Origin of the sequence: Rhodococcus sp. Leaf278 (assembly GCF_001426085.1) — a bacterium.
Classification (GTDB): domain Bacteria; phylum Actinomycetota; class Actinomycetes; order Mycobacteriales; family Mycobacteriaceae; genus Rhodococcoides.
The window spans coordinates 58,797-78,936 of sequence record NZ_LMRR01000008.1 but is presented as its reverse complement, the minus strand read 5'-3'; the positions used below and the strand labels follow the sequence as shown (position 1 = coordinate 78,936).

Genomic DNA, 20,140 nt, shown 5'->3' with positions numbered 1-20,140 from the left:
GGTAAGGCTAGGACAATCTGCACCGGAAGTGGGGTTCCCCGGCGTGACCGTGTTCGCACCGCTACGACTCGCGCGACAGAGACTGACATGCGAGGAGACGATCAGCCCGGCCCAGCTCGGACGTACTCTCTGCACCGAGGTGGCCGAGCAGGTTCCGTACTGGGTCGCCGTCCTGACACCGGCGGAACGCCCGCTGCTCGCCGAACGGCCCACGACATTCGAGCAGACCTCGGTGACATTCGCGTCGCCGAACGGTGTCCACCAACCCCGCGTCCTGCTGCTTGCTGCTCTGGGATCGGCCGTGTGCACCTGGCAGAGAAACAACTGCCGCGGATCCTCGGCCGGCGTGCTGGTCGACCTCGATCTCGAGGGTGCCGCAGCAGTTCACCCGGTCCGGCTCCCCGCGGTCCACGCCGACGCCCTCACCGCCGCCGACCACGGGCAGCACCTTCTCGCCGACGTCTCGAGTCGACTCGCCTCGGTGCCGAACGGTGGCCGCGACTACGCACTGACGCGTAACTACCCAGCTCTGGCTTCGCGCGCGGGAGCGCAGATCATCGTCCGTGACGATGTCCTGGCACAGCCCAGCCGCGATCACGCCATCGACATCGCCATCACCACAGCGGGGCCCGGTACCGCGCAGGCACACGTGACCTGGGCTGCAGATCTCAGAGGAATGGACGAGCTGATCCGACTGTGGTCGGTAGCCGCCCACCACCTGACCACGATCGCATCCGTCGCTACAGGCTCTTCAGCAGCCTGACGTCGTCCTCGATCCCCTCGGGCGGCGTCTCGAGAATCACCGGCGCGTCGGCGGCCAATGCGACTGCGGTCAGGATCTCGGCGTCGATGGTTCCGGTGCCGAGGTTCGCATGCCGGTCTCTGGCCGAGTCGAATTCGTCGCGCGAGTTGTTAAGGTGCACCAGATCGATTCGCCCGGTGATGGCCTTGATGCGATCGACCACGTCGACGAGATCCTCGCCGCCTGCCCACGCATGGCAGGTGTCCAGGCAGAAGCCTGCGCCGAACTCGCCGATCGCGTCCCAGAGCCGGGCGATGTCGTCGAAGTGGCGAGCCATTGCCGAGTCCCCACCCGCGGTGTTCTCGACGAAGATCGGCACCGCGAAGCCACCCTTCTCGGCCTGACGCTCGAAGAGCTTGCGCCAGTTGTCGATTCCCTTGGCGGTGTCCTCGCCCTCGCGGACGTGGCCGCCGTGCACGACCAGTCCGATGGCCCCGATCTCGGCTGCGGCGACTGCTTGCTCGACGACGGCCTTCCTGGACGGGATGCGGATCCGATTGTTCAAGCTCGCGACGTTGAGCACGTACGACGAGTGCACCACCACATCGACCGAGCCGGCCAGCAGAGCCTCGCCCTGCGGGTGTGGTTCCAGCTTGTTCCACTTCTGCGGATCGGTGAGAAACATCTGGACCAGATCGACGCCGAGCGCCTCGGCGGTACCGAGAGGGTCGCTGCTGTCGCGGACGTGTGCTCCGATGCGCATGACGTCCATCATAGGGTGGTGTTCAGGGTCTCCCCTGATAGCGATGGGCGCAGAACGCTGGAACACTGGCTCGCATGAGCGACATTGCCGCACGCGCGGTCGACGTATCGAAGGTCTACGGTTCCGGGGACACCCAGGTGCACGCACTGTCCGGGGTGAGCGTCGAGTTCGCTCGCGGAGAATTCACCGCCATCATGGGCCCGTCGGGTTCGGGCAAGTCCACTCTGATGCATTGCCTGGCCGGATTGGACACCGCATCGTCGGGCACGGTGACCATCGGAGACACCGAGCTGACGGCGCTCTCCGACAAGGAGATGACCGGATTACGCAGGGACCGAATCGGATTCGTCTTCCAGGCGTTCAATCTGGTACCGACGCTGACCGCGCTGGAGAACATCACCCTGCCACTCGACATCGCGGGTCGCGCTCCCGATCAGGGGTGGCTCGACACCGTCGTCGACCGACTCGGCCTCCGCGACCGTCTCGATCACCGCCCCAGCGAACTCTCGGGCGGACAGCAGCAGCGAGTGGCGTGCGCCCGGGCGCTGGCCGGCCGACCCGACATCGTGTTCGGCGACGAGCCGACCGGCAACCTGGACTCCCGCTCCTCCGGCGAGGTGCTGTCGATTCTGCGCACTGCCGCAGACGAATTCGACCAGACCGTCGTCATCGTCACCCATGATCCACGCGCAGCCAGCTATGCAGACCGCGTCGTGTTTCTCGCCGACGGCGCCGTCATCGATCAGCTGGACTCGCCCACGGCCGACGCCGTACTCGAGCGGATGAAGAAGCTGGAGACGGTCCGATAATGGCGCATTCTGTCTCCAACACGCGTTCTCGATCCAAGCCGGCGGGCAATCCGATGCGTAAGGTCTCCCTGAGAAACCTTGCCGCACACAAGGTTCGGCTGGCGCTGACGGTTCTGTCCGTCGTCCTCGGCACCGCGTTCGTCGCGGGTTCGTTCGTCTTCACCGACACACTTCAACGCACGTTCTCCTCGTTGTTCGCCGATACTGCGCAGGGCGCCGACGTTCGCGTGAGCCCCGAGGACGCCCGCTCGAGCGGGGTGCCCAACGAGGACATCGCCGCGATCTCGGCCCTGCCGAACGTACGCGCCGTGTCCCCGTACGTCAGTGGGCAAATCGTGCTGCTCGGCACTGACGGTGCCGCCGTTCAATCGGGCGGGGCACCGACCATCGGGGAGTCCTACCTGCCGGAAGACCAACGACTGGGCGACCCGACGACCTTCGTCGACGGCTCGGCCCCCACCGCTCCGGGGCAGGTCGCGATCAATGCCGGTGGTGCCGATCGCGCCGGGTTGAAGGTGGGCGACGCCACCCAGGTGCTCGTGCCGTCCAAGGGCATCACCGACATCACGATTTCCGGGATCTACTCCACCGCAACCGAATCCGGTGGTTTCATCGGACTCCAGTTCGTTCAGAGCCAGGCGAACGAGTTGTTCACCGACGGTGCCCATGTGCAGTACATCGACGTTGCAGGCAATGATCTCGCCGCGCAGGGGCTCACCCAGAGCGATCTGCGGGACGAGATTTCCGCGGCGCTCCCCGGCCTGAAGGTGCAGACCGCCGCAGACGTACAAGAAGAGACCCGGGCCGAGGTGGAGTCGGCTCTGTCGTTCATCAACTACTTCCTGCTCGCCTTCGGCGGAATCGCACTGCTCGTCGGCACGTTCATCATCTACAACACGTTCTCGATGATCGTTGCCCAGCGAGTCCGTGAGCTGGCACTGCTGCGAGCCATCGGAGCCAGCCGCGGCCAGGTCAGCCGTTCGGTGGTACTCGAAGCACTCGTTGTCGGCGTCATCGGCAGCATCCTCGGTTTCGCGGGCGGAGTCGGGTTGGCCTACGGCCTACGGGCGCTGCTCAACGCGTTCGATCTGGGGCTGCCGTCGGGACCATTGGCGCTCGAACCCCGCACCGTCGCCGTGGCCTTCGCCGTCGGCATCATCGTCACCGTCCTGAGCGCATACGCACCGGCGCGTCGAGCAGCCAAGATTCCGCCGGTCGCCGCGATGCGCGAGGAGTTCGCCTCGGCCGGCGACACCTTGCGTACTCGGACGTTCGTGGGCGTCGGGCTGGGAATTGCCGGCGCGGCAGCACTCGTCATCGGCGCACAGTCGACCGGCGGAGCCGCGGCCGCGACGGTCGGGGCCGGTGCCGTCGCACTCATCGTCGCCACGGCACTGGCCGCACCGTCCCTGTCGCGGCCCATCGTCGGTGCACTCGGTGCCGTCATCACCCGTCCGTTCGGTGCGATCGGACGGCTGGCCAGGACCAACTCCGTGCGCAACCCGCGTCGCACCGCGGCCACCGCCTTCGCGCTGATGCTCGGCCTCATGCTCGTCACCGTGATCGGCGTGCTGGGATCCACTGCCAAGGCCAGCGTCGATTCGCTCGTCGACACCGGCGTGGAGGCCGACTACATTCTCTCGGGCCCCCAGTCGATCGGTGTTCCGACCGGTGCCACCACGGCGGCGCAACAGGTGAACGGCGTGGACCGCACCGCGGTTCTGCACCCGGTGTTCGTCACGATCGCCGGCCAGGAAGAGTTCGGAGCCGCCATCGACGGTTCGCCCGAAGGCCTGTTCGATCTGTCGATGATCAGGGGCACCGCCGACCTCGACAGCAACGGTTTTTCGGTGTCCGAGTCCGAAGCGGCCACCAAGGGCTGGGACATCGGAACGCAGGTCACCTTCGACACCGTCGACGGGGCTTCGGTCCCGGTCACCGTCACCGGGGTGTTCACCGACAATCCGCTGATCGGCAGTTGGATCGTTTCGGGCGACATCTACGAGAAGGTGACGCCGTCCATCACACGGTCGGATCTTCTGGTGCTCGTCAAGGCCGTGCCGGGAACCGATCTCGACACACTTCGCACCGACCTCGAAACGGCCACCAAGCCGTTCGTCGTCGTTCAGGTTCAGGACGTCGACGAGTTCAAGGGCAGTCAGGGACAACAGATCGACACCCTGCTTGCGGTTCTGTACGGATTGTTGGCGCTGGCCGTCGTCATCGCCGTGCTCGGCATCGTCAACACGCTGGCTCTGTCCGTCGTGGAGCGTCGTCGAGAAATCGGCATGCTGCGGGCCATCGGAATGCAGCGTCCACAGGTTCGCCGCATCATCTACCTCGAGTCGCTGCTCATCGCGCTGTTCGGCGCGATCGTGGGAGTCGCCCTCGGCATCGCATTCGGTTGGGGATTCGTACAGACGCTGCGCGACGAGGGCCTGGGAACCATGACCGTCCCCTGGGGGCAGGTTGCGTCCATGTTGGTGGGATCGGCCGTTGTAGGGGTACTGGCGGCACTGTGGCCTGCGGTTCGGGCGGCCCGGACGAAACCTTTGGAGGCAATCGCAGACCTCTGACACTCCCGAACCGGACCGGGCATTTCGCAACGACACACGATCGTTGTGAAATGTCCGGTTTTTGGCTTGCGCCGAAAGGTTCTGCACGTCTACCTTTGGGGAGGTAAAACAGTCTTCAAGTAGGTTTGGATGACTCAAACCAACTCTGGTAACGCGGGTCGGGCTCGTACGAGGAGAATCATGTCGGTTCAGGACATCGATGCACCCACCCGTCCCTCCCTGGCCCCGCTGTGCCGGCCCGAGAGCCGCGACACACTCATGGCGCGCTACCGGGAGGTGGCACGTGCCGTGCCGGACGCCGTTGCCCTCTGCGTCGGCGGAAGCTCGCTCACCTTCGACGAACTCCTGCACCGCGCCTATTCGCAGGCCCGCAAGATCGCCACCCTCTTCCCCGGCGATTCTCGGCCGCTTGCCGTCGATACCGACGACACTCCGACATCGATCGTGCTGATGCTTGCCGTCGTTGCCGCCGGTCACCCACTCGTGCCACTCGATCCGATGCTTCCCGCCGAGCGGCGCGCCACGATCATCGAACGAGCGAATGCGACGGCAATCGACGCCGCCACCGTTGCCGAGACCGTGGATTCCTGTGTTCCACTACCGACGCTGTCCGGTGATCACACCGCAGTGATCAACTACACCTCGGGATCGACGGGCACCGCCAAGGGCGTGATCCTCAGCCATCGCATGTGTCTGACCAAGGCATACGAGGTTGCCACCGCGTTGTCGATCGGCCCGCACGATCGCGTCGGCAATTCGCTGCCGGTCAGTTTCGGTGCCGGGTTGAACACGCTCTTCGCGGGGTTGCTCAGCGGTGCCGCGGTCCACTGCCGAGACCCTCGGTCGGGTGTCCCGTCGGACATCGCCGAGTGGATAGCCGCACAATCACTGACCACACTGCACTGCTCCTCGTCACTGCTGCGCACGATCGCGGCAGCAGACCACGGCCACACCGCCGTGCCCAGTCTGCGGGTGGCCACCACGTACGGGGAGTCTCTGCATTCGGACGACGTCGACAATTTCAGGCGAATGTTCGACGGGCGTGCCACGGTGGTGAACTGGTACGCGACCACCGAAGCCGGCGGCGTCGCCTACAGCGAGTTCCCACCGGAGCGAACGCTGCCGTCGGGCTTCCTCCCCGCCGGAAGGCCCATTCCTGGCAAGCTCGTCGAGGTCGTCACCACCGACGGCTCGGTGTGTGTGCCCGACGCGATCGGCGAAGTCCGAGTGACGTCGAACTGCCTGGCCGACGGTTATCTCGGCGACGCAGGTCTGGATTCCGAACGATTCGCCGCCCTCGACGACGGCTTGTTCCGCTATCGAACCGGCGATCTGGGGCGCCTGGACGAACACGGCACGCTGCACCTGGCCGGACGCATAGACGACGCCGTCAAGGTTCGCGGATACCTGGTCGAGCCGGCCGAGATCGAGGCAGCTCTGCGGGCCATGCCGGAGATCGACGAGGCTGCGGTGATCGGCAGACAGTCCGGCACCGACACCGACCTGGTGGCCTACGTGTGCTCGGCGGGATCCGCCAGACGCCCCTCCGTCGGCGAGATCAGAGCGTCACTGCGCCGGACCCTCCCGGAATGGATGGTGCCCACGCATATCGTCGCTCTCGACTCGATGCCGCGCAACGAACGCGGCAAGCTCGATCGCATGGCCTTGCCCGAGCCGGCGGATCGACGGGTCGAGCGAACAGCCGCTGGGCCGACCGAATACATCGTGGCGGAGGCTGCGCGGGCGGCCATCGGCCTGGACACCATCGGGCGAGACGAGGACTTCCTGGCTCTGGGCGGTAACTCACTGACGACAACGGCGATGCTCGCTCGACTACGGGAGGGATTGAAGGTCGATCTCACGGCGGAGGACGTGTTCGCAGCGACGACCGTTCGATCGCTTGCCGCGACGGTCGATGCCCGCCTGCGAGACGCGGCCACCGTTCGCCGACGCACCTCCGGCGAACACGACGTACTCGTGCCGCTGCGCACCGAGGGCAGCAAGGCTCCGATCTTCCTCATCGGCGGAGCCGGCGTGGGCGCGATGGCATTCCTCAATGTCGTCAAGCACATCGACGACGACCATCCGGTGTACGCATTGCAGGCGCACGGCCGGGGTAAGCGCGGACTACCGGACCGCACTATCCGGCGAACCGCGAAGCGATATGTAGACGCGATGCGCACAGTCCAGCCAGAGGGCCCGTTCCACCTGGTCGGCCATTCGCTCGGCGGGTGGATCGCCATCGCGATGGCCGAGAGAATCCGGGACTGCGGTCTCGGCTCTCCGCACCTGCTGCTCCTGGACACTCGGCTGTTCCGGCACCTGTTGGACAAGCTGCCCGGCGGTACCGAGGTTCCGGCTGCGCCACCGGCCCAGACGCGCGAAGACGCGGGCTTCCACCTCGGCCGTCTCGGCACGGCCGCACTATGGGTACGCATGCAGTTCGCCGGATTGCTGCGGTATCCGACGACCATGGAATGGTTGGTCTTTGCAAGCATCGGGTACGTGGCGTTGAACAAGCACGTGCCGACTCAGTGGTCAGGTTCCATGACCGTGGTTCGCACAGCAGAAAACGTGAAAGATGCCCGGTCGTGGCAGACAGTTGCTCGGGGTGAACTGACTTTCGTCGACATCACCGGCGATCACGGTGACATGCTGAGCGAGCCCATGGCCGAGGAGCTGGCCAAGATCATCGACGACACCGTCGGAAGCGGGCGCTGAAGCTCGGCGGCCTGTAGGACGGTCTGTCGCGACGACGGCACAGCTTGTACGTTTGTGCCAGAAGGCGCGACAGGTCCGAACTACACGACAGGGAGGCCGACAATGAGTTCACCGTACGAGTTGAAGTCCGTAGAACTACACAAGGACGTCCTGCGGTACGTGGACATCGGCGACGGTCCGCCCGTGATTCTGGTGCACGGTCTGCTCGGGTCCCATCAATCGTGGACCCCCCAGCTCGAGCGCCTCTCGCACAAGTACCGCGTGATCGCACCGGACCTGTTCGGGCACGGCGAGTCCGACAAGCCGTCCGGTGACTACTCGCTGAGCTCGCACTCGGCCACCATCCGCGATCTGATGGATCACCTGAAGATCGACTCCGCTCCGCTGGTCGGTCACTCTCTCGGCGGCGGCATCATCATGCAGCTGACATACCTCTTCCCGGAACGGGTCGATCGCCTCGCCCTGGTCAGCAGTGGTGGCCTGGGCCCCGAGGTCAGCCTCCTTCTCAAGGCCGCGACGCTACCCGGCAGCGAGTTGGTGCTCCCGCTGCTGGCGTCCGATTGGTTCCGTAAGAACGCCGAGGGCGCACTGGCACAGCTGGGTAAGTGGGGCCTTCCGGTCAAGCCCGGTCCGAGCATGGCCGAGACGTGGCGATCGTTCCGGTCGGTCGCCGACCGCTCCACTCGCGAGGCCTTTCTGGCGTCGACGCGCGCTGTGGTGGGCCCGCGCGGTCAGACCGTGAGCGCCAAGCAGCATTTCGAGAAATTCGAGTCGATTCCGTCTCTGCTCGTGTGGGGCGGAAAAGATCGTATGATTCCCGCCAAACACGCGGACAACATCCGACGCGAGGTGCCCAACAGCCGCGTCGAAATTTTCCCCGATGCCGGTCACTTTCCGCAGCTCGACGAGCCTGACTTCTTCTTCCGCCTGCTTGACGAGTTCTTGGACTCGAACAGCCAGGGGAAGGGTGTCACGGCGAGGACGGACACGTCCGAAGAGATCACTCCGGCAGTCATGCCGCTGCACCGCCCGTGAGTGTCATACCGATGTTCCCACTCGGGAGCGTGTTGCTCCCCGGCGAACGCTTACCGCTGCACATCTTCGAGCCGCGCTATCAGGCACTGGTCCACGACTGCCTGAAGCAGGAAGACCCCAGCTTCGGCGTCGTGCTCATCGCGCGCGGACACGAGGCCGGGGGCGGCGACGTTCGGCACGACGTGGCGACGGTCGCTCACATCATCGGGCACGAGGCCATCGGTGACGGCAGGTATCTCCTCGAGTGTGTGGGTGGCGAACGGATCCGGATCGACGCCTGGCTGCCCGACGATCCCTATCCCTTGGCCGACGTACGACCGTGGCAGGACGAGAACGTCGACACGGTGATTGCCGATACCGAATTCGACACCACCTGGGCTCGGGTCGAGGATCTGTACGAGCTCATCGGGCAGCTCGAATCCACCGAAAACATTGCGACACCTGGCTTTCCGGACTTTCTGAGCCTACCGATCTCGGCCGCCGAGAAAATCTGGTCGCTGGCTGCACTGATCCCGATGGGTCAGTCCGATCGACTCGACATTCTGTCGGCACCGGACGCCCGAGCCCGCAAGACGGCACTCGACGACGCCATCGACAACGTCACGGCCGTCGTGCAATTCAGACTGCAGCCCTGAGGGACCTTCCAGCGACACCACTCGGACCAAGGCCTACGCGGTGGTGAAGTGACAAAGGATGACGGTTGAGCGTTTCTGCTGCAACAGATGCTCCACTGTCGGTCGCGGACCGGAGTCTTCTCGACTTGTCGCTGCCGAGTGGAGCAAGAGTTGCATCGCACAGGCAGCGCAGGCCCACATGAAAAAACCACGGCCCTCGTGCGGACCGTGGTTTTGTTTTCGTAGCGGGGACAGGATTTGAACCTGCGACCTCTGGGTTATGAGCCCAGCGAGCTACCGAGCTGCTCCACCCCGCGCTGTGTGTCCCCAACGGTACATGCCATCTCGGCAGTCTCCCAATCGCCTGGTCAACGCTCTACGGTTCAGAGTATGCCCACCGAGTCCTCTCCCCTCCTGTCCTTTCCCCACCGGGCCGTTGCACAGATCACGCTGACCAACCCACCGGTCAACGCGCTGACCCGACCGGCGACGCGGCGGCTGCACGCCGTTCTACGAGAACTGGCCCAGGACGCCACCGTTCGAGCGGTGGTTCTCACCGGCGAGCGGGAGTTCAGCGCCGGTTCGGACATCTCCGAAATGCCCGAGATGCAGAGCGCCGGTGACGTACTCGCACGCAAGAGCACCTTCGAGAACGCCACGCTCGATCTGCTGGCCGATCTGCCGCTGCCGACGGTCGCGGCGGTCGACGGATTCGCGTTGGGCGGTGGACTCGAGATGGCACTGTGCTGCGATTTCGTCGTCGCCGATGCGGGAGCTCGACTCGGGCTACCGGAGATCGACCTCGGCGTGATCCCCAGTAGCGGCGGGGCGATGCGCGCGCTGCGCAGAGTGGGTCAGGCCCGCGCGGCCGAACTCGTTCTACTCGGCGAGCCGATCACTGCCGAGACGGCGCTCGAGTGGGGTCTGATCAATCGCGTGGCACCGCGCGGTGCATCGCTGTCGGTGGCCTTGGACCTGGCGCAGACGCTTGCCGGAAAATCTCGCTCGGCGGTGCACGCGAACAAGCGGGCACTCGCGCTCACGTTCGGGCCATCACCGTACGAACCGGCACGACGGGCACTACCGGTGTTCGAGGAAGCGTTCGAGTCGATGGACGGCAGGGAAGGTGTACGAGCCTTCCTCGCCAAGGAGTCACCGAGATTTCGATAGGCGTCGGCCAGCGAGAATCATTGCACCGGTGACGATCTCCCATCCGATGATGGTGTAGACCGAGATGCGCTCGAACGTTCCGCCGCCCAGGATGCCGGTATCGGCGAGAAACAACGCGAAACCTGCCAGTCCCGCGACACCGGCCAGGGCGCTGCCCACCGTGTACCAACGCGGTGCTCCGACGCGGCCGCCGTAACGGCCTGCAGCCAGGAGCACCAGGTTTCCGCCGATGATCGCCATACCTGCGCCCGCTGCATGCGGAGCCGATGCGCCGTCGACCGACGCATGCGCGAGCCCGACCACGATGCTGCCGACGCCGTGCACGACCGACGTGCCCAGCACGATCCACCGCGCTCGACCCTCGAACAACACCGACAATCCGAGGCCGGCAAGAACGAACAGCGTGCCGTCGACCACAAAACCGGTGTTCATCACCGGGTGCCACGGTGAGATGTCCGGGATCCCGAGGTCACTGATGTTGTTGCGTGCGTAGCTGTACGGCCGATCGGTCCAGCCCAGCGCCGCAACTGCTTCGGCGGCTAGGTAGGTCACCCCGCCGACCAGGAAGGCTCCGGCGGCCAGGACGGTAGTTCTCTTCACAGCGGCATGGTCCGATCTCGAGAACCCAGTTACACCCGGCGTGTACCGATTGGTACAGTACCGGCTCATGAGCGATCGCCACGACGTGGTGCCGATACTCGCAGGGGTGTTCCGCGACCACGGGTTCGACGGTTCGTCTCTAGCGGTCATCAGCCGGCAGACCGGCCTGGGGAAAGGCAGTCTCTACCACTACTTTCCGCGCGGCAAGCAGGAGATGGCCGAGGCCGTCCTCGACGACGTGGAGCAGTGGTTTCACCAGAACGTGTTCGAGCCGCTGCGGCACGGTACCGATGCCGCGTCGACCACGCACGAGATGTTCGAGCAGACCGCCCGCTACTTCCGCTCCAACCGCCTGGTGTGCCTGTTCGGGGCGTTCACGCTCGGGCTGGAGCGCGCGGCCTTCTCCGGACGCGTCGCAACACATTTCGCGCACTGGATCGAAGCCCTCACCCCGGTACTGAACCGACTCGGACACGGCGAGTCGGCAGCCGAACTCGCCGAGGAGATCGTCGCCGGAATCCAAGGCGCGTTGGTGCTCTCGCGCGCATCGGACGACGAGACGAGATTCGATCGACTGCTCACACGGCTGGAAGCATCGGCCGCACGCCTGCCCGCAGGAGTGCACGCATGACCCCCGACGCCACGACACCCGAGCCCGCGACACCGAAGCCCCCACCCGAACTGAAGACTTTCGGGATACGAGAACTGCTGCGGCTGATCGTCATCGGTTCGGTGTTGACGTACTTCCAGTTCGTGGCGATCGGGCGCTGGGTTCGTGCGCCCCGACGCGGGTGGCCGGTGCACGCCTCGGAGGCCGTCGTCGACGCGTTCTTCGCTCTCGGTCCCACCTTCGTCAAAGTCGGACAGCTGATGGGCTCCTCACCGGGGCTGTTCCCGAAGGTCCTCGCCGATACGTGCCTGCGGTGTCTCGACGAGGTTCCACCGTTCCCCGGCTCGCAAGCACGCGCGGTGATCGAGGCTGACCTGGGCCGCGGAATCGACGATCTGTTCGCCTCGTTCGACGACGTGCCGCTCTCGTCCGCCTCGGTTGCTCAGGTCCACCTGTGCGTGCGCCGCGACAACGGACGCGAGGTGGTCATGAAGGTACAGCGGCGCGGCATCTACCACCGTATGAAGATCGATCTACGGATCGCCTACCTCATCGCCCGCGGGCTGGAGAAGTTCATCCCGTTCTTTGCCACCGCCAATGCGTCGGCCATCATCGTGGACCTGCATGCCGCCACCTTCGCCGAACTCGACAGCGCCGTGGAAGCCAGGCGGCAGGACAGCTTTCGCGCCGCCATCGGCGCGTTCGGAGACAACGAGCACGTCACCGCCCCCGAGGTGTTCCTCGACTACTGCGGCGGTCGCGTGATCTGCATGGAACGCATGCACGGTTCCCCCCTCGACCGTTACGAGCCCGGCGATCAGTCCGAGCTCATCGTCCGTCGAGCAGCCAAGGTCTGGATGGAAGCGCTTGTGCTCCATGGTCTTTTCCATGGCGACGTGCACGCTGGCAACGTATGGGTGCTCGACGACGGCAGAGTGGCGTTCCTCGACTTCGGCGTCATGGGCGAGGTGGACGAGCAGTGGCGAGCACTGCTGCTCGACCTATTCCACGCCACCGTGATCGACGGCGACTTCACCCGGCTCGCCGGCACGGTCAAACGCTTGGGAATCGTTGCCCCGCAGATGGGTTCGGATTCCGAGGTCGGAGCGATACTGCAATCGGTGTTCGCCCCGATGCTCTCGGCCACCCTTGCGCACTTCAGTCTGGCGGACTTCATCCGGGCCCTGGTGGGCATGGGCAAGCAGTACAAGACGTCGAGCCCCGAGGAGTTGATCCTGGTGGCCAAGCAACTCGGCTACTTCGAGAGATACGCCATCGAGCTCGCACCCGACTGGGCTCTGGGCACGGATCCGTTCGTGTTCAAGAATGTCTTCCCCGCCGAGATAGCCGCCCTGGCCGAGGCGAGGGGCGTCGAGCTGCCGGAGTGACCCGGCAGCTCGACACAGCGTCAGCGACTGAAGTCGAGCACCACTTTGCCTGCGGCAGTCCGGTTCTCCAGTGACGCGATGGCCGCGGCGGCATCGCCGGCCGGGAACACAGAGGGCTCGGGTGCGACGAGCGAACCGTCGGCGAGCAGCGGTTCGATCTCGGCCCATTGGGTGGCGAGGTAACCCGGCCGCGTCATCCACCACGCGCCCCAGCCGACGCCCACGACGTCGACGTTGTTGAGCAGTAGCCGATTTACCTTGACCGTCGGTATCTCACCACCGGTGAAGCCCAGCACCAGAATTCGGCCCGACGGTGCGAGCGATCGGATGCTGTCGGTGAACCGGTCGCCGCCCACCGGGTCCACGACCACATCGACGCCGCGGCCGCCGGTCAGTTCCTTGACCGCGTCCTTCCACCCGTCGACGAGAACGACGTCGGTGGCTCCTGCGGAGCGGGCGATGTCGGCTTTGGCCTCCGAGCTCACGACGGCAATCACTCGGGACGCACCGAGTACCGGCGCCATCCGCAGCGCCGAGGTCCCGATACCGCCTGCTGCACCGTGCACCAGCACGGTCTCGCCCTCCGCCAGCCGTCCGCGTTCACGTAGTGCGAAGTGCACGGTCAGGTCGTTGAACAGCAGACCGGCCCCGGCGGTGAGCGATACCGACTCCGGCAGGGCGAAAACCGTATCGGGTGAGACCACGGCGACCTCGGCCATACCGTCGCTCAAGCCCGTCAGCGCCGCGACACGATCGCCCGCCGAAAAACCGGAGTCCGCCGGAGCCGACCGGACGATTCCGGCGATCTCGCTCCCGGGAACGAACGGCAATTCCGGCTTGTACTGGTACAGCCCACGGGTGAGCAGCGCATCGGGAAATGCGACGCCCGCGGCATGGACCTCGATGACCACCGACCCGTCGCGCGGGGCAGGCTCGTCGATGTCCACCACGCTCACCGAGTCGGGTCCGTCGAGGCTGGAGATCTGTACCGCGCGCATGAGTTGTCCTCTCGGTCGGGATCGTTCCCTGCCCGCCACCGTACAAAACTGCAGCAACCGCCACCGCTACCGGTATCCGCCACAGGTTGTGTGCTCCAATCGAATGATGAACACCACTCCCCTCACCGTCGTTCAGCCCGACGGCACCGCCCGTGGCGGCGTCATCGTCATCCAGGAAGCCTTCGGCGTTACCGACCACATCGTCGACGTCTGCAATCGTGTCGCGGCCGCCGGGTGGGTCGCCGTCGCTCCGCATCTGTTCCACCGACAGGACGGCGTCACCGTTCTCGATTACTCGGACATGGACTCGGCCATGGCCGCCATCGGCAAATTGAAGGCGGACGAGGTGGACTCCGACGTCGACGCGGCGGCGAGTGCCCTCGCCGAACTGGGATTCGAGCCCTCGTCGATCGCCATCGTCGGCTTCTGCATGGGCGGCTCTGTCGCGTTCCATACCGCTGTCCGACGGCAACTCGGAGCGGCAGCGACCTTCTACGGCGGCGGAATCACGGAGGGCCGCTTCGGTTATCCGGCGATGACCTCGGTAGGCGATGCACTTCGGACACCGTGGCACGGATTCTTCGGAGACCTGGACGAGGGCATCCCATTCCAGGACGTCGAGACGTTGCGCGAGATCACCGCAACGGCCCCGGTCGACACCGAGATCACCCGTTACGCCCAGGGCAAGCACGGGTTCCACTGCGACGACCGCCCCGCTGTGTTCGACGCGGACGCTGCGGCCGATGCCTGGGGCAAGACGCTCGAGTGGTTCGACGCGCATGTCGCACGCTGAACAACCGCGTTCCGACGCCGAACTTCTCGACGAGACCGAACGCATCGTCGCCTTCTGGACCGAGCTGTCGTTGCCCGGCCTGTTCGACGTCCACACCCACTTCATGCCGAAGAACGTCATGGACAAGGTGTGGAGCTACTTCGACAGCGCCGGGCCGTTGACGGGCAGCGTCTGGCCCATTTCGTATCGCTTCGCCGAAGACCGGCGGCTCCAGCTCATTCGCGGATTCGGGGTGCAGAAGTTCACCTCGATGATCTACCCGCACAAGCCGGCGATGGCGGCGTGGCTCAACTCCTGGGGTGCCGATTTCGCGGCGCGTACCCCCGATTGCCTGCAGACCGCAACGTTCTACCCCGAGGACGGTGCGGTCGAGTACGTCGAGCAGGCAGTGACGAACGGTGCCCGAATCTTCAAGTCGCACATACAGGTCGGCAACTACTCACCGAACGATCCCCTGCTGAACGGTGTCTGGGGCGCACTCTCGGACGCGCAGGTCCCGGTGGTGATCCACTGCGGTTCCGGCCCGGCACCCGGCGCGTACACCGGACCGGAGCCGATCGCCTCACTGCTGCAACGGTTCCCCGAGCTTCCGTTGATCATCGCGCACATGGGCATGCCCGAGTACGTCGACTTCCTCGACCTGGCCGACCGCTACGAGAACGTTCGGCTGGACACCACGATGGCATTCACCGATTTCTCGGAGGCGGGGGCACCATTTCCGAGACACGAGCTTCCTCGGCTGCTCGATCTGCAGAATCGCATTCTGTTCGGCAGCGACTTTCCCAACATCCCGTATCCCTATCTGGACGCTCTGAATGCAGTACGCCGTCTCGATCTCGGAGACGACTGGGTTCGCGCCGTGTGCTGGGGCAACGGCGCTGCACTGTTCGGCTAGAGGAGCTGCCCTAGACCCAGAACTCGGCGATACGCGCTGCGATGGCATTGCCCTGTGCTCGGCCGGCCACGGCTGCAGCCGATCGAACAGCGATATCGGTGGCGTCGGGGCCGATCGCCGCCGACGAATCGGCGTCGGGGGCAATCACTTCCACCTTCGATCCACCCTTGACCAACCGCTCTCGTTCGATCTCGAAGGGATCGTCCTCGAGGTCGAGTGCACCGACCTTGAGCACCAGCACCTTCTCGAATCCGACTGCGAGATCGGCATTTTCGCTAGCGCGAATGCCGCCGTCGACGTAGCGGTGATCACCGATCGTCACCGGCGGCCACATGCCCGGGATGGCGCAGCTCGCGGCCACCGCGTCGACCAGTTGAACACCCGAGCCCCGATCGAGAACCCGATGCCGACCGGACACTGCATCGACGGTGACGATCCGCAGATCGCGGCTCGGCCATGAGTGCGACGGTAGCCGTCGTTCGATGATGGCCCTTCGCTCCCGCTCGGTGATCGTCGACGCCACCAGCGCCTCGCTGCCGATGCGGCGTCGAGTGTCGATGGCACTGCCGTCCGAATTCTGGGCCGCCCGAGCCAGCATGGAGACCAGTTCGTCGATGGTCGCCTCGGCGTGCGGCTCGTCGTCCTGTTTCGACTCGTCTGCCTGACGCTCGAACAACTCGGCCAACGTGGCACCGCCCGAGATCTGGGCTGCCACCGAGGAGCCTGCCGAGGTGCCCAGCAGCATCTCGGCGTCGGTGACGTCGGCTCCGGATTCTGCCAATCCCAGTAGGACACCCGTCTGCCACGCAATACCTGCGACTCCGCCGCCGCCCAATACGAGTGCTCGCCTGGTCATGGCCTTACTCCCTTCATCGAAAAGATCCGTCAGGAACTTACAGCGCTGGTCTGTACACGCGGACGCAGCCAGGCGATGAGGTCGTCGAGGACGCGCTCCTTCTCTGGTTCGTTGAACACTTCGTGGAAGAGCCCGTCGTACTTCTTCAGGGTCAGGTCCTGGGATCCGGCCAGCTCGGCGATGAGTTCACTGCCGGAGACATCGGCCAATCCGTCCGCCGTTCCGTGCTGAAGCAACACCGGAATCGTCAGCGACGGCAGGCGCGCCGGGAACGTGTCGCCCACGCCGAGCATCGCCGCGGCCAGGCCCGCCGAGACGCTGCCGTGGTAGCCCAACGGGTCCGCCACGTAGTCGTCGACGACCTTCTTGTCGCGCGACACCAGGTTGGGGTCGAGCTTCAACACGGGAGCGGCCGGCACCAAGCGGCCGAGGATCTTGCCGACCGCCACCAGCGCTTTCGGTTGCCCGACGCTGGGGACCACTGCGGGGCCGGACAGCATCAGTCCATCGAGGTCGGCCTGATGGTCGAGGGCGTAGGACAGCGCGATAGCTCCGCCCATGCTGTGACCGAGCAGAAAGGTGCGCTTGTTCGGGTACTCGTCGGCTGCGATGCCGAACAGCGTGTGCAGGTCGTCGGTGAAATCGGACCACTTCGCCAACGCCACCCGCTTGCCGCCGGAGCGCCCGTGGCCGCGATGATCGGGCGCATAGACCACCAGGCCGAGGGAGCAGAGCCGTTCGATGACGTGTCGGTACCGGCCCGCGTGCTCGGCCAAGCCGTGGGCCAGCACGACAACGCCGGTCGGAGTGTTCTCGGCTGCCGTCTCGGGGGTCCAGACGTCGTAGACGATTCGGGTTCCGTGGACTCCGGCGAACGACGAATCGACATGCTTCATGCGGTCACCGTACAAGGGTGACGGGTCGTGCGATGGCCCATCGGCGAACGAGCAAAGATTCGCTCGAGTAACTATCCTGACGGAGCGGACGATGTCATTGTGAGTCGCCACTACCCCCTGCCTCGACCCCGAGGTTCGGCCACAAACAAGGAGTCAAGAATCCAGAATGCGTAACGAGTCCGCCACCAGCACGTCGCCCCGGTGGCGCGACCCCAAGCGCTACCTGTGGCCGCTGGGATTGACTATTCCGCTGAGTCCGTTCCTGGCCTGGGGTCTGGTGACCCTCCTCGGTCCCGGTGCCTTCTGGACCCTCGGTCTGATGATCATGGGTATCGCACTGCCGCTGGTCGACAGATTCGCCGGTGTCGACCGCAGCAATCCCCCGGACGAGGCCATCGCCGCGCTGGAGAACGATCCTTACTACCGCTGGTGCGTCTACCTGTTCCTGCCGCTGCAGTACGCGGGGCTCGTTGCCGCCTGCTACCTGTGGGCGCACGGCCCTCTGGGGGTTCCCGAGCGGATCGGCCTGGCCATCACCGTCGGCATCGTCGGCGGAGTCGGTATCAACGCCGCGCACGAACTGGGCCACAAGCGGGCACGCCTCGAACGATGGCTCTCCAAGGTGACGTTGGCGCAGACGCTGTACGGCCACTTCTACGTCGAACACAATCACGGCCACCACCTTCGCGTCGCCACCCCGGAGGATCCGGCATCGGCGAAGTTCGGCGAGTCGTTCTGGAAGTTCCTGCCGCGCACCGTCGTGCACGGTCTGCGCTCGGCCTGGGAACTCGAATCCCGACGCCTCGCCCGGCAAGGCCTGTCGCGGTGGTCGTACCGAAACAATCTGTTCAACGCCGCGGCCATGAGCGTCGCCCTGTTCGGCGTACTGATCGCTGTCTTCGGCACCGTGATCGTGCCGTATCTGGTGCTGCAGGCCGCCATCGCCATCGTTCTGTACGAGGCCGCAAACTACCTCGAGCACTACGGGTTGCTGCGTCGGAAGCGGCCGAGCGGGCGATACGGCAAACCGACTCACCGGGACAGCTGGAACAGCGATCACCTGTGGAGCAATCTTTTTCTGTACCACCTGCAACGCCACAGCGATCATCACGCGAATCCGGTTCGCCGCTACCAGGCCCTGCGCACCGTCGACGAGTCTCCGCAGCTGCCGGCCGGGTACGCCGTGATGATCTTCTGCTCGCTGGTTCCGCCGCTGTGGCGCCGGGTGATGGACCAACGACTGATCGACTTCTACGACGGGGACGCAGACCTGGTCAACGTCGACCGCTCCGATCCCAAGGCAGTGCGGAAGCTCGAGCAACTGTGCGGCGAGCGAGCCCAAGCGAACCGATAGTTCAGACCGCGGCGGGCTCGTCGGTCTGCGCGCGCAGGTAACGGCCGAAGTGCGGCACCGTGAATGCGATGGTGCCACGCTCGGCCGAGTAGATCAGGCCCTTCTTGATCAGACCGTCGCGGGCCGGGGACAGTGACGCGGGCTTGCGCTTCAGTTCGGTCGCCACGGCCGAGGTCGGCACCGAGCCGTCGTCCACCGACAGTTCGGCCATCGCTCGCATGTATTCACGCTCGGCGGGCGTCGCGCGCTCGTAGCGGGAACCGAAGAATCCGACGGCCAGTTCCTCTTCCGCGGTGGGGGCAGCGACGCGCACATCCTCGACGGTGATCGGGGTGTCGGCCGCAAGATCCCATGTCGCCTTGCCGTAGGCCTGAACGAAATACGGGTAGCCGTCAGCTGCTGCGTACAGCGCGTCGAGTGCATCGGGGGTGAATTCGACGTCTTCCCGATCGGCCGGTGCGATCAGCGCGAGGTCGGCCGCGGCTCGCTCCAGCCGACCGATCCGGTGGTAGCTGAACAGGCGCTCGGAGTAGCTCTTGGATGCCGACAGCACCGCAGGTAGGTGCGGCAACCCGGCTCCGACGATGATCAGCGGCGCGGTGTCCTGACTGAGCTCGTGACAGGCCGCGCACAATGCGGAGATGTCGGCGGGCCCGAGGTCCTGCATCTCGTCGATGAAGATGGCGATGCCCACGCCCACGTCGCCGGCCAGCGCGGAGGCGTCGAGCAGCAGTTCCACGAGGTCGATCTCGATGTCGCCGGAGTCGGCGCGCCCCGTCTTCGCCGGAACGTCGATGCCCGGTTGCCATCGCTCGCGCATGCCCTTGTCGGCCGTGGAGCGCAGGGCGAAGGCCTTGAGTACTCCGAGGAACTCGTCGACGCGTTCGGGATCGCGATGCGAGGCGGCGATGCCGCGGACCGCCATGTGCAGGGCAGAGGACAGCGGTCGACGCAATTCCTGGTCGGGTCTGGCCTCGATCTTCCCGGTTCCCCATCCGCGCGCGATGGCTGCGGAACGGAGCTGATTGAGCAGCACCGTCTTCCCGACGCCCCGCAGCCCGGTGAGCACGACACTGCGTTCCGGTCGGCCGCGAGTGATGCGTTCGAGCACGACGTCGAAGGCGTCGAGCTGCTTCTTTCGGCCTGCGAGCTCGGGTGGGCGCTGGCCGGCGCCGGGAGCGTAGGGGTTACGCACGGGGTCCATGGGGCCAAAGTTACAACGAATCGTGCAATATATGCGGACATCTAGCTCGTGTCCTAGAGATCAGTATTCGTTCGATACTTGCGACACCGCAAAGGTCGGGGCTACTGTCGGCGTTG

18 protein-coding genes and 1 tRNA gene are annotated in these 20,140 nt (G+C 65.4%); 12 read left to right on the top strand and 7 right to left on the bottom strand.

Annotated features, from left to right (window positions below; genetic code table 11):
- Positions 1-43: 43 nt before the first annotated feature.
- The gene (locus ASG84_RS09850; protein ID WP_057476845.1) at positions 44-763 is read left to right on the top strand and encodes a hypothetical protein; all 720 of its coding nucleotides are present in this window, start codon (positions 44-46) and stop codon (positions 761-763) included.
- Here the strand turns inward: ASG84_RS09850 and ASG84_RS09845 are convergent.
- Entirely contained in the window at positions 741-1,505 is a 765-nt protein-coding gene (locus ASG84_RS09845; RefSeq protein ID WP_057476916.1) for a deoxyribonuclease IV, read from the bottom strand. The two genes, ASG84_RS09850 and ASG84_RS09845, sit on opposite strands and share 23 nt — an antisense overlap.
- A 74-nt stretch (positions 1,506-1,579) precedes the next feature.
- Between ASG84_RS09845 and ASG84_RS09840 the strand changes: the two genes are divergently transcribed.
- The 5 genes from ASG84_RS09840 (at position 1,580) to ASG84_RS09820 (ending at position 9,281) form a co-directional block, all read left to right on the top strand.
- A complete protein-coding gene (locus tag ASG84_RS09840) occupies positions 1,580-2,314 on the top strand; it encodes an ABC transporter ATP-binding protein (protein ID WP_057476844.1) in 735 nt (244 codons plus the stop codon).
- 53 nt (positions 2,315-2,367) lie between these two features.
- A complete protein-coding gene (locus tag ASG84_RS09835; protein WP_057476915.1) occupies positions 2,368-4,890 on the top strand; it encodes an ABC transporter permease in 2,523 nt (840 codons plus the stop codon).
- Positions 4,891-5,070: 180 nt separating this feature from the next.
- Complete coding sequence (locus tag ASG84_RS09830) at positions 5,071-7,611, top strand: alpha/beta fold hydrolase (RefSeq protein WP_057476843.1); 2,541 nt, start codon at positions 5,071-5,073, stop codon at positions 7,609-7,611.
- A gap of 102 nt (positions 7,612-7,713) precedes the next feature.
- A complete protein-coding gene (locus ASG84_RS09825) occupies positions 7,714-8,646 on the top strand; it encodes an alpha/beta fold hydrolase (RefSeq protein ID WP_057476842.1) in 933 nt (310 codons plus the stop codon).
- Positions 8,643-9,281 (top strand): LON peptidase substrate-binding domain-containing protein, encoded by a 639-nt coding sequence (locus ASG84_RS09820; protein WP_057476841.1) that lies wholly within the window; start codon positions 8,643-8,645, stop codon positions 9,279-9,281. The genes ASG84_RS09825 and ASG84_RS09820 overlap by 4 nt, the downstream gene beginning before the upstream one ends.
- A 222-nt stretch (positions 9,282-9,503) precedes the next feature.
- Here ASG84_RS09820 and ASG84_RS09815 read toward each other — a convergent pair.
- Positions 9,504-9,577 (bottom strand) — tRNA-Met (locus tag ASG84_RS09815).
- A gap of 73 nt (positions 9,578-9,650) precedes the next feature.
- Between ASG84_RS09815 and ASG84_RS09810 the strand changes: the two genes are divergently transcribed.
- Positions 9,651-10,430, top strand: a complete 780-nt coding sequence (locus tag ASG84_RS09810) for an enoyl-CoA hydratase/isomerase family protein (RefSeq protein WP_057476840.1) — start codon at positions 9,651-9,653, stop codon at positions 10,428-10,430.
- On the opposite strand, the gene ASG84_RS09805 is transcribed toward ASG84_RS09810, so the two are convergent.
- Positions 10,413-11,030 carry a DUF998 domain-containing protein gene (locus ASG84_RS09805; RefSeq protein WP_057476839.1) on the bottom strand — a complete coding sequence of 206 codons (618 nt, stop codon included), beginning with the start codon at positions 11,028-11,030 and terminating at the stop codon, positions 10,413-10,415. The two genes, ASG84_RS09810 and ASG84_RS09805, sit on opposite strands and share 18 nt — an antisense overlap.
- A gap of 67 nt (positions 11,031-11,097) precedes the next feature.
- On the opposite strand from ASG84_RS09805, the gene ASG84_RS09800 reads away from it, so the two are divergent.
- Complete coding sequence (locus tag ASG84_RS09800) at positions 11,098-11,661, top strand: TetR/AcrR family transcriptional regulator (RefSeq protein WP_200936539.1); 564 nt, start codon at positions 11,098-11,100, stop codon at positions 11,659-11,661.
- A complete protein-coding gene (locus ASG84_RS09795; protein WP_057476838.1) occupies positions 11,658-13,028 on the top strand; it encodes an ABC1 kinase family protein in 1,371 nt (456 codons plus the stop codon). The genes ASG84_RS09800 and ASG84_RS09795 overlap by 4 nt, the downstream gene beginning before the upstream one ends.
- Positions 13,029-13,048: 20 nt before the next feature.
- Here ASG84_RS09795 and ASG84_RS09790 read toward each other — a convergent pair whose 3' ends face one another.
- Positions 13,049-14,026 (bottom strand): NADPH:quinone oxidoreductase family protein, encoded by a 978-nt coding sequence (locus ASG84_RS09790; protein WP_057476837.1) that lies wholly within the window; start codon positions 14,024-14,026, stop codon positions 13,049-13,051.
- A gap of 106 nt (positions 14,027-14,132) precedes the next feature.
- Here ASG84_RS09790 and ASG84_RS09785 point away from each other — a divergent pair, with 106 nt between their 5' ends.
- Positions 14,133-14,819, top strand: coding sequence for a dienelactone hydrolase family protein (locus ASG84_RS09785; protein ID WP_057476836.1), 687 nt, complete (start codon positions 14,133-14,135; stop codon positions 14,817-14,819).
- On the top strand, positions 14,806-15,714 hold the full coding sequence (locus ASG84_RS09780) for an amidohydrolase family protein (RefSeq protein ID WP_057476835.1): 909 nt from the start codon (positions 14,806-14,808) through the stop codon (positions 15,712-15,714). Before ASG84_RS09785 ends, ASG84_RS09780 begins: the two co-directional genes overlap by 14 nt.
- A gap of 10 nt (positions 15,715-15,724) precedes the next feature.
- Here ASG84_RS09780 and ASG84_RS09775 read toward each other — a convergent pair whose 3' ends face one another.
- Together ASG84_RS09775 and ASG84_RS09770 are read right to left on the bottom strand one after the other, a co-directional pair.
- Positions 15,725-16,570, bottom strand: a complete 846-nt coding sequence (locus ASG84_RS09775) for a patatin-like phospholipase family protein (protein ID WP_057476834.1) — start codon at positions 16,568-16,570, stop codon at positions 15,725-15,727.
- A 29-nt stretch (positions 16,571-16,599) separates the two neighbouring features.
- Positions 16,600-17,466: an alpha/beta hydrolase gene (locus ASG84_RS09770; RefSeq protein WP_057476833.1), complete on the bottom strand. Its 867-nt coding sequence runs from the start codon at positions 17,464-17,466 to the stop codon at positions 16,600-16,602.
- 166 nt (positions 17,467-17,632) lie between these two features.
- Here ASG84_RS09770 and ASG84_RS09765 point away from each other — a divergent pair, with 166 nt between their 5' ends.
- A complete protein-coding gene (locus ASG84_RS09765; RefSeq protein WP_057476832.1) occupies positions 17,633-18,820 on the top strand; it encodes an alkane 1-monooxygenase in 1,188 nt (395 codons plus the stop codon).
- Position 18,821: 1 nt separating this feature from the next.
- On the opposite strand, the gene ASG84_RS09760 is transcribed toward ASG84_RS09765, so the two are convergent.
- A complete protein-coding gene (locus ASG84_RS09760) occupies positions 18,822-20,024 on the bottom strand; it encodes an ATP-binding protein (protein WP_032378585.1) in 1,203 nt (400 codons plus the stop codon).
- Between the last annotated feature and the right edge of the window lie 116 nt (positions 20,025-20,140).

What these genes read in the sequence shown, in the direction of transcription:
- ASG84_RS09795 (WP_057476838.1), top strand. Translation starts at nt 11,658, where the DNA reads ATGACCCCCGACGCCACGACACCCGAGCCCGCGACACCGAAGCCCCCA.
- ASG84_RS09780 (WP_057476835.1), top strand. Translation starts at nt 14,806, where the DNA reads ATGTCGCACGCTGAACAACCGCGTTCCGACGCCGAACTTCTCGACGAG.
- ASG84_RS09800 (WP_200936539.1), top strand. Translation starts at nt 11,098, where the DNA reads ATGAGCGATCGCCACGACGTGGTGCCGATACTCGCAGGGGTGTTCCGC.
- ASG84_RS09825 (WP_057476842.1), top strand. Translation starts at nt 7,714, where the DNA reads ATGAGTTCACCGTACGAGTTGAAGTCCGTAGAACTACACAAGGACGTC.
- ASG84_RS09770 (WP_057476833.1), bottom strand. Translation starts at nt 17,466, where the DNA reads ATGAAGCATGTCGATTCGTCGTTCGCCGGAGTCCACGGAACCCGAATC.
- ASG84_RS09830 (WP_057476843.1), top strand. Translation starts at nt 5,071, where the DNA reads ATGTCGGTTCAGGACATCGATGCACCCACCCGTCCCTCCCTGGCCCCG.
- ASG84_RS09845 (WP_057476916.1), bottom strand. Translation starts at nt 1,505, where the DNA reads ATGCGCATCGGAGCACACGTCCGCGACAGCAGCGACCCTCTCGGTACC.
- ASG84_RS09775 (WP_057476834.1), bottom strand. Translation starts at nt 16,570, where the DNA reads ATGACCAGGCGAGCACTCGTATTGGGCGGCGGCGGAGTCGCAGGTATT.
- ASG84_RS09840 (WP_057476844.1), top strand. Translation starts at nt 1,580, where the DNA reads ATGAGCGACATTGCCGCACGCGCGGTCGACGTATCGAAGGTCTACGGT.
- ASG84_RS09835 (WP_057476915.1), top strand. Translation starts at nt 2,368, where the DNA reads ATGCGTAAGGTCTCCCTGAGAAACCTTGCCGCACACAAGGTTCGGCTG.
- ASG84_RS09765 (WP_057476832.1), top strand. Translation starts at nt 17,633, where the DNA reads ATGCGTAACGAGTCCGCCACCAGCACGTCGCCCCGGTGGCGCGACCCC.
- ASG84_RS09810 (WP_057476840.1), top strand. Translation starts at nt 9,651, where the DNA reads ATGCCCACCGAGTCCTCTCCCCTCCTGTCCTTTCCCCACCGGGCCGTT.
- ASG84_RS09760 (WP_032378585.1), bottom strand. Translation starts at nt 20,024, where the DNA reads ATGGACCCCGTGCGTAACCCCTACGCTCCCGGCGCCGGCCAGCGCCCA.
- ASG84_RS09785 (WP_057476836.1), top strand. Translation starts at nt 14,133, where the DNA reads ATGAACACCACTCCCCTCACCGTCGTTCAGCCCGACGGCACCGCCCGT.
- ASG84_RS09790 (WP_057476837.1), bottom strand. Translation starts at nt 14,026, where the DNA reads ATGCGCGCGGTACAGATCTCCAGCCTCGACGGACCCGACTCGGTGAGC.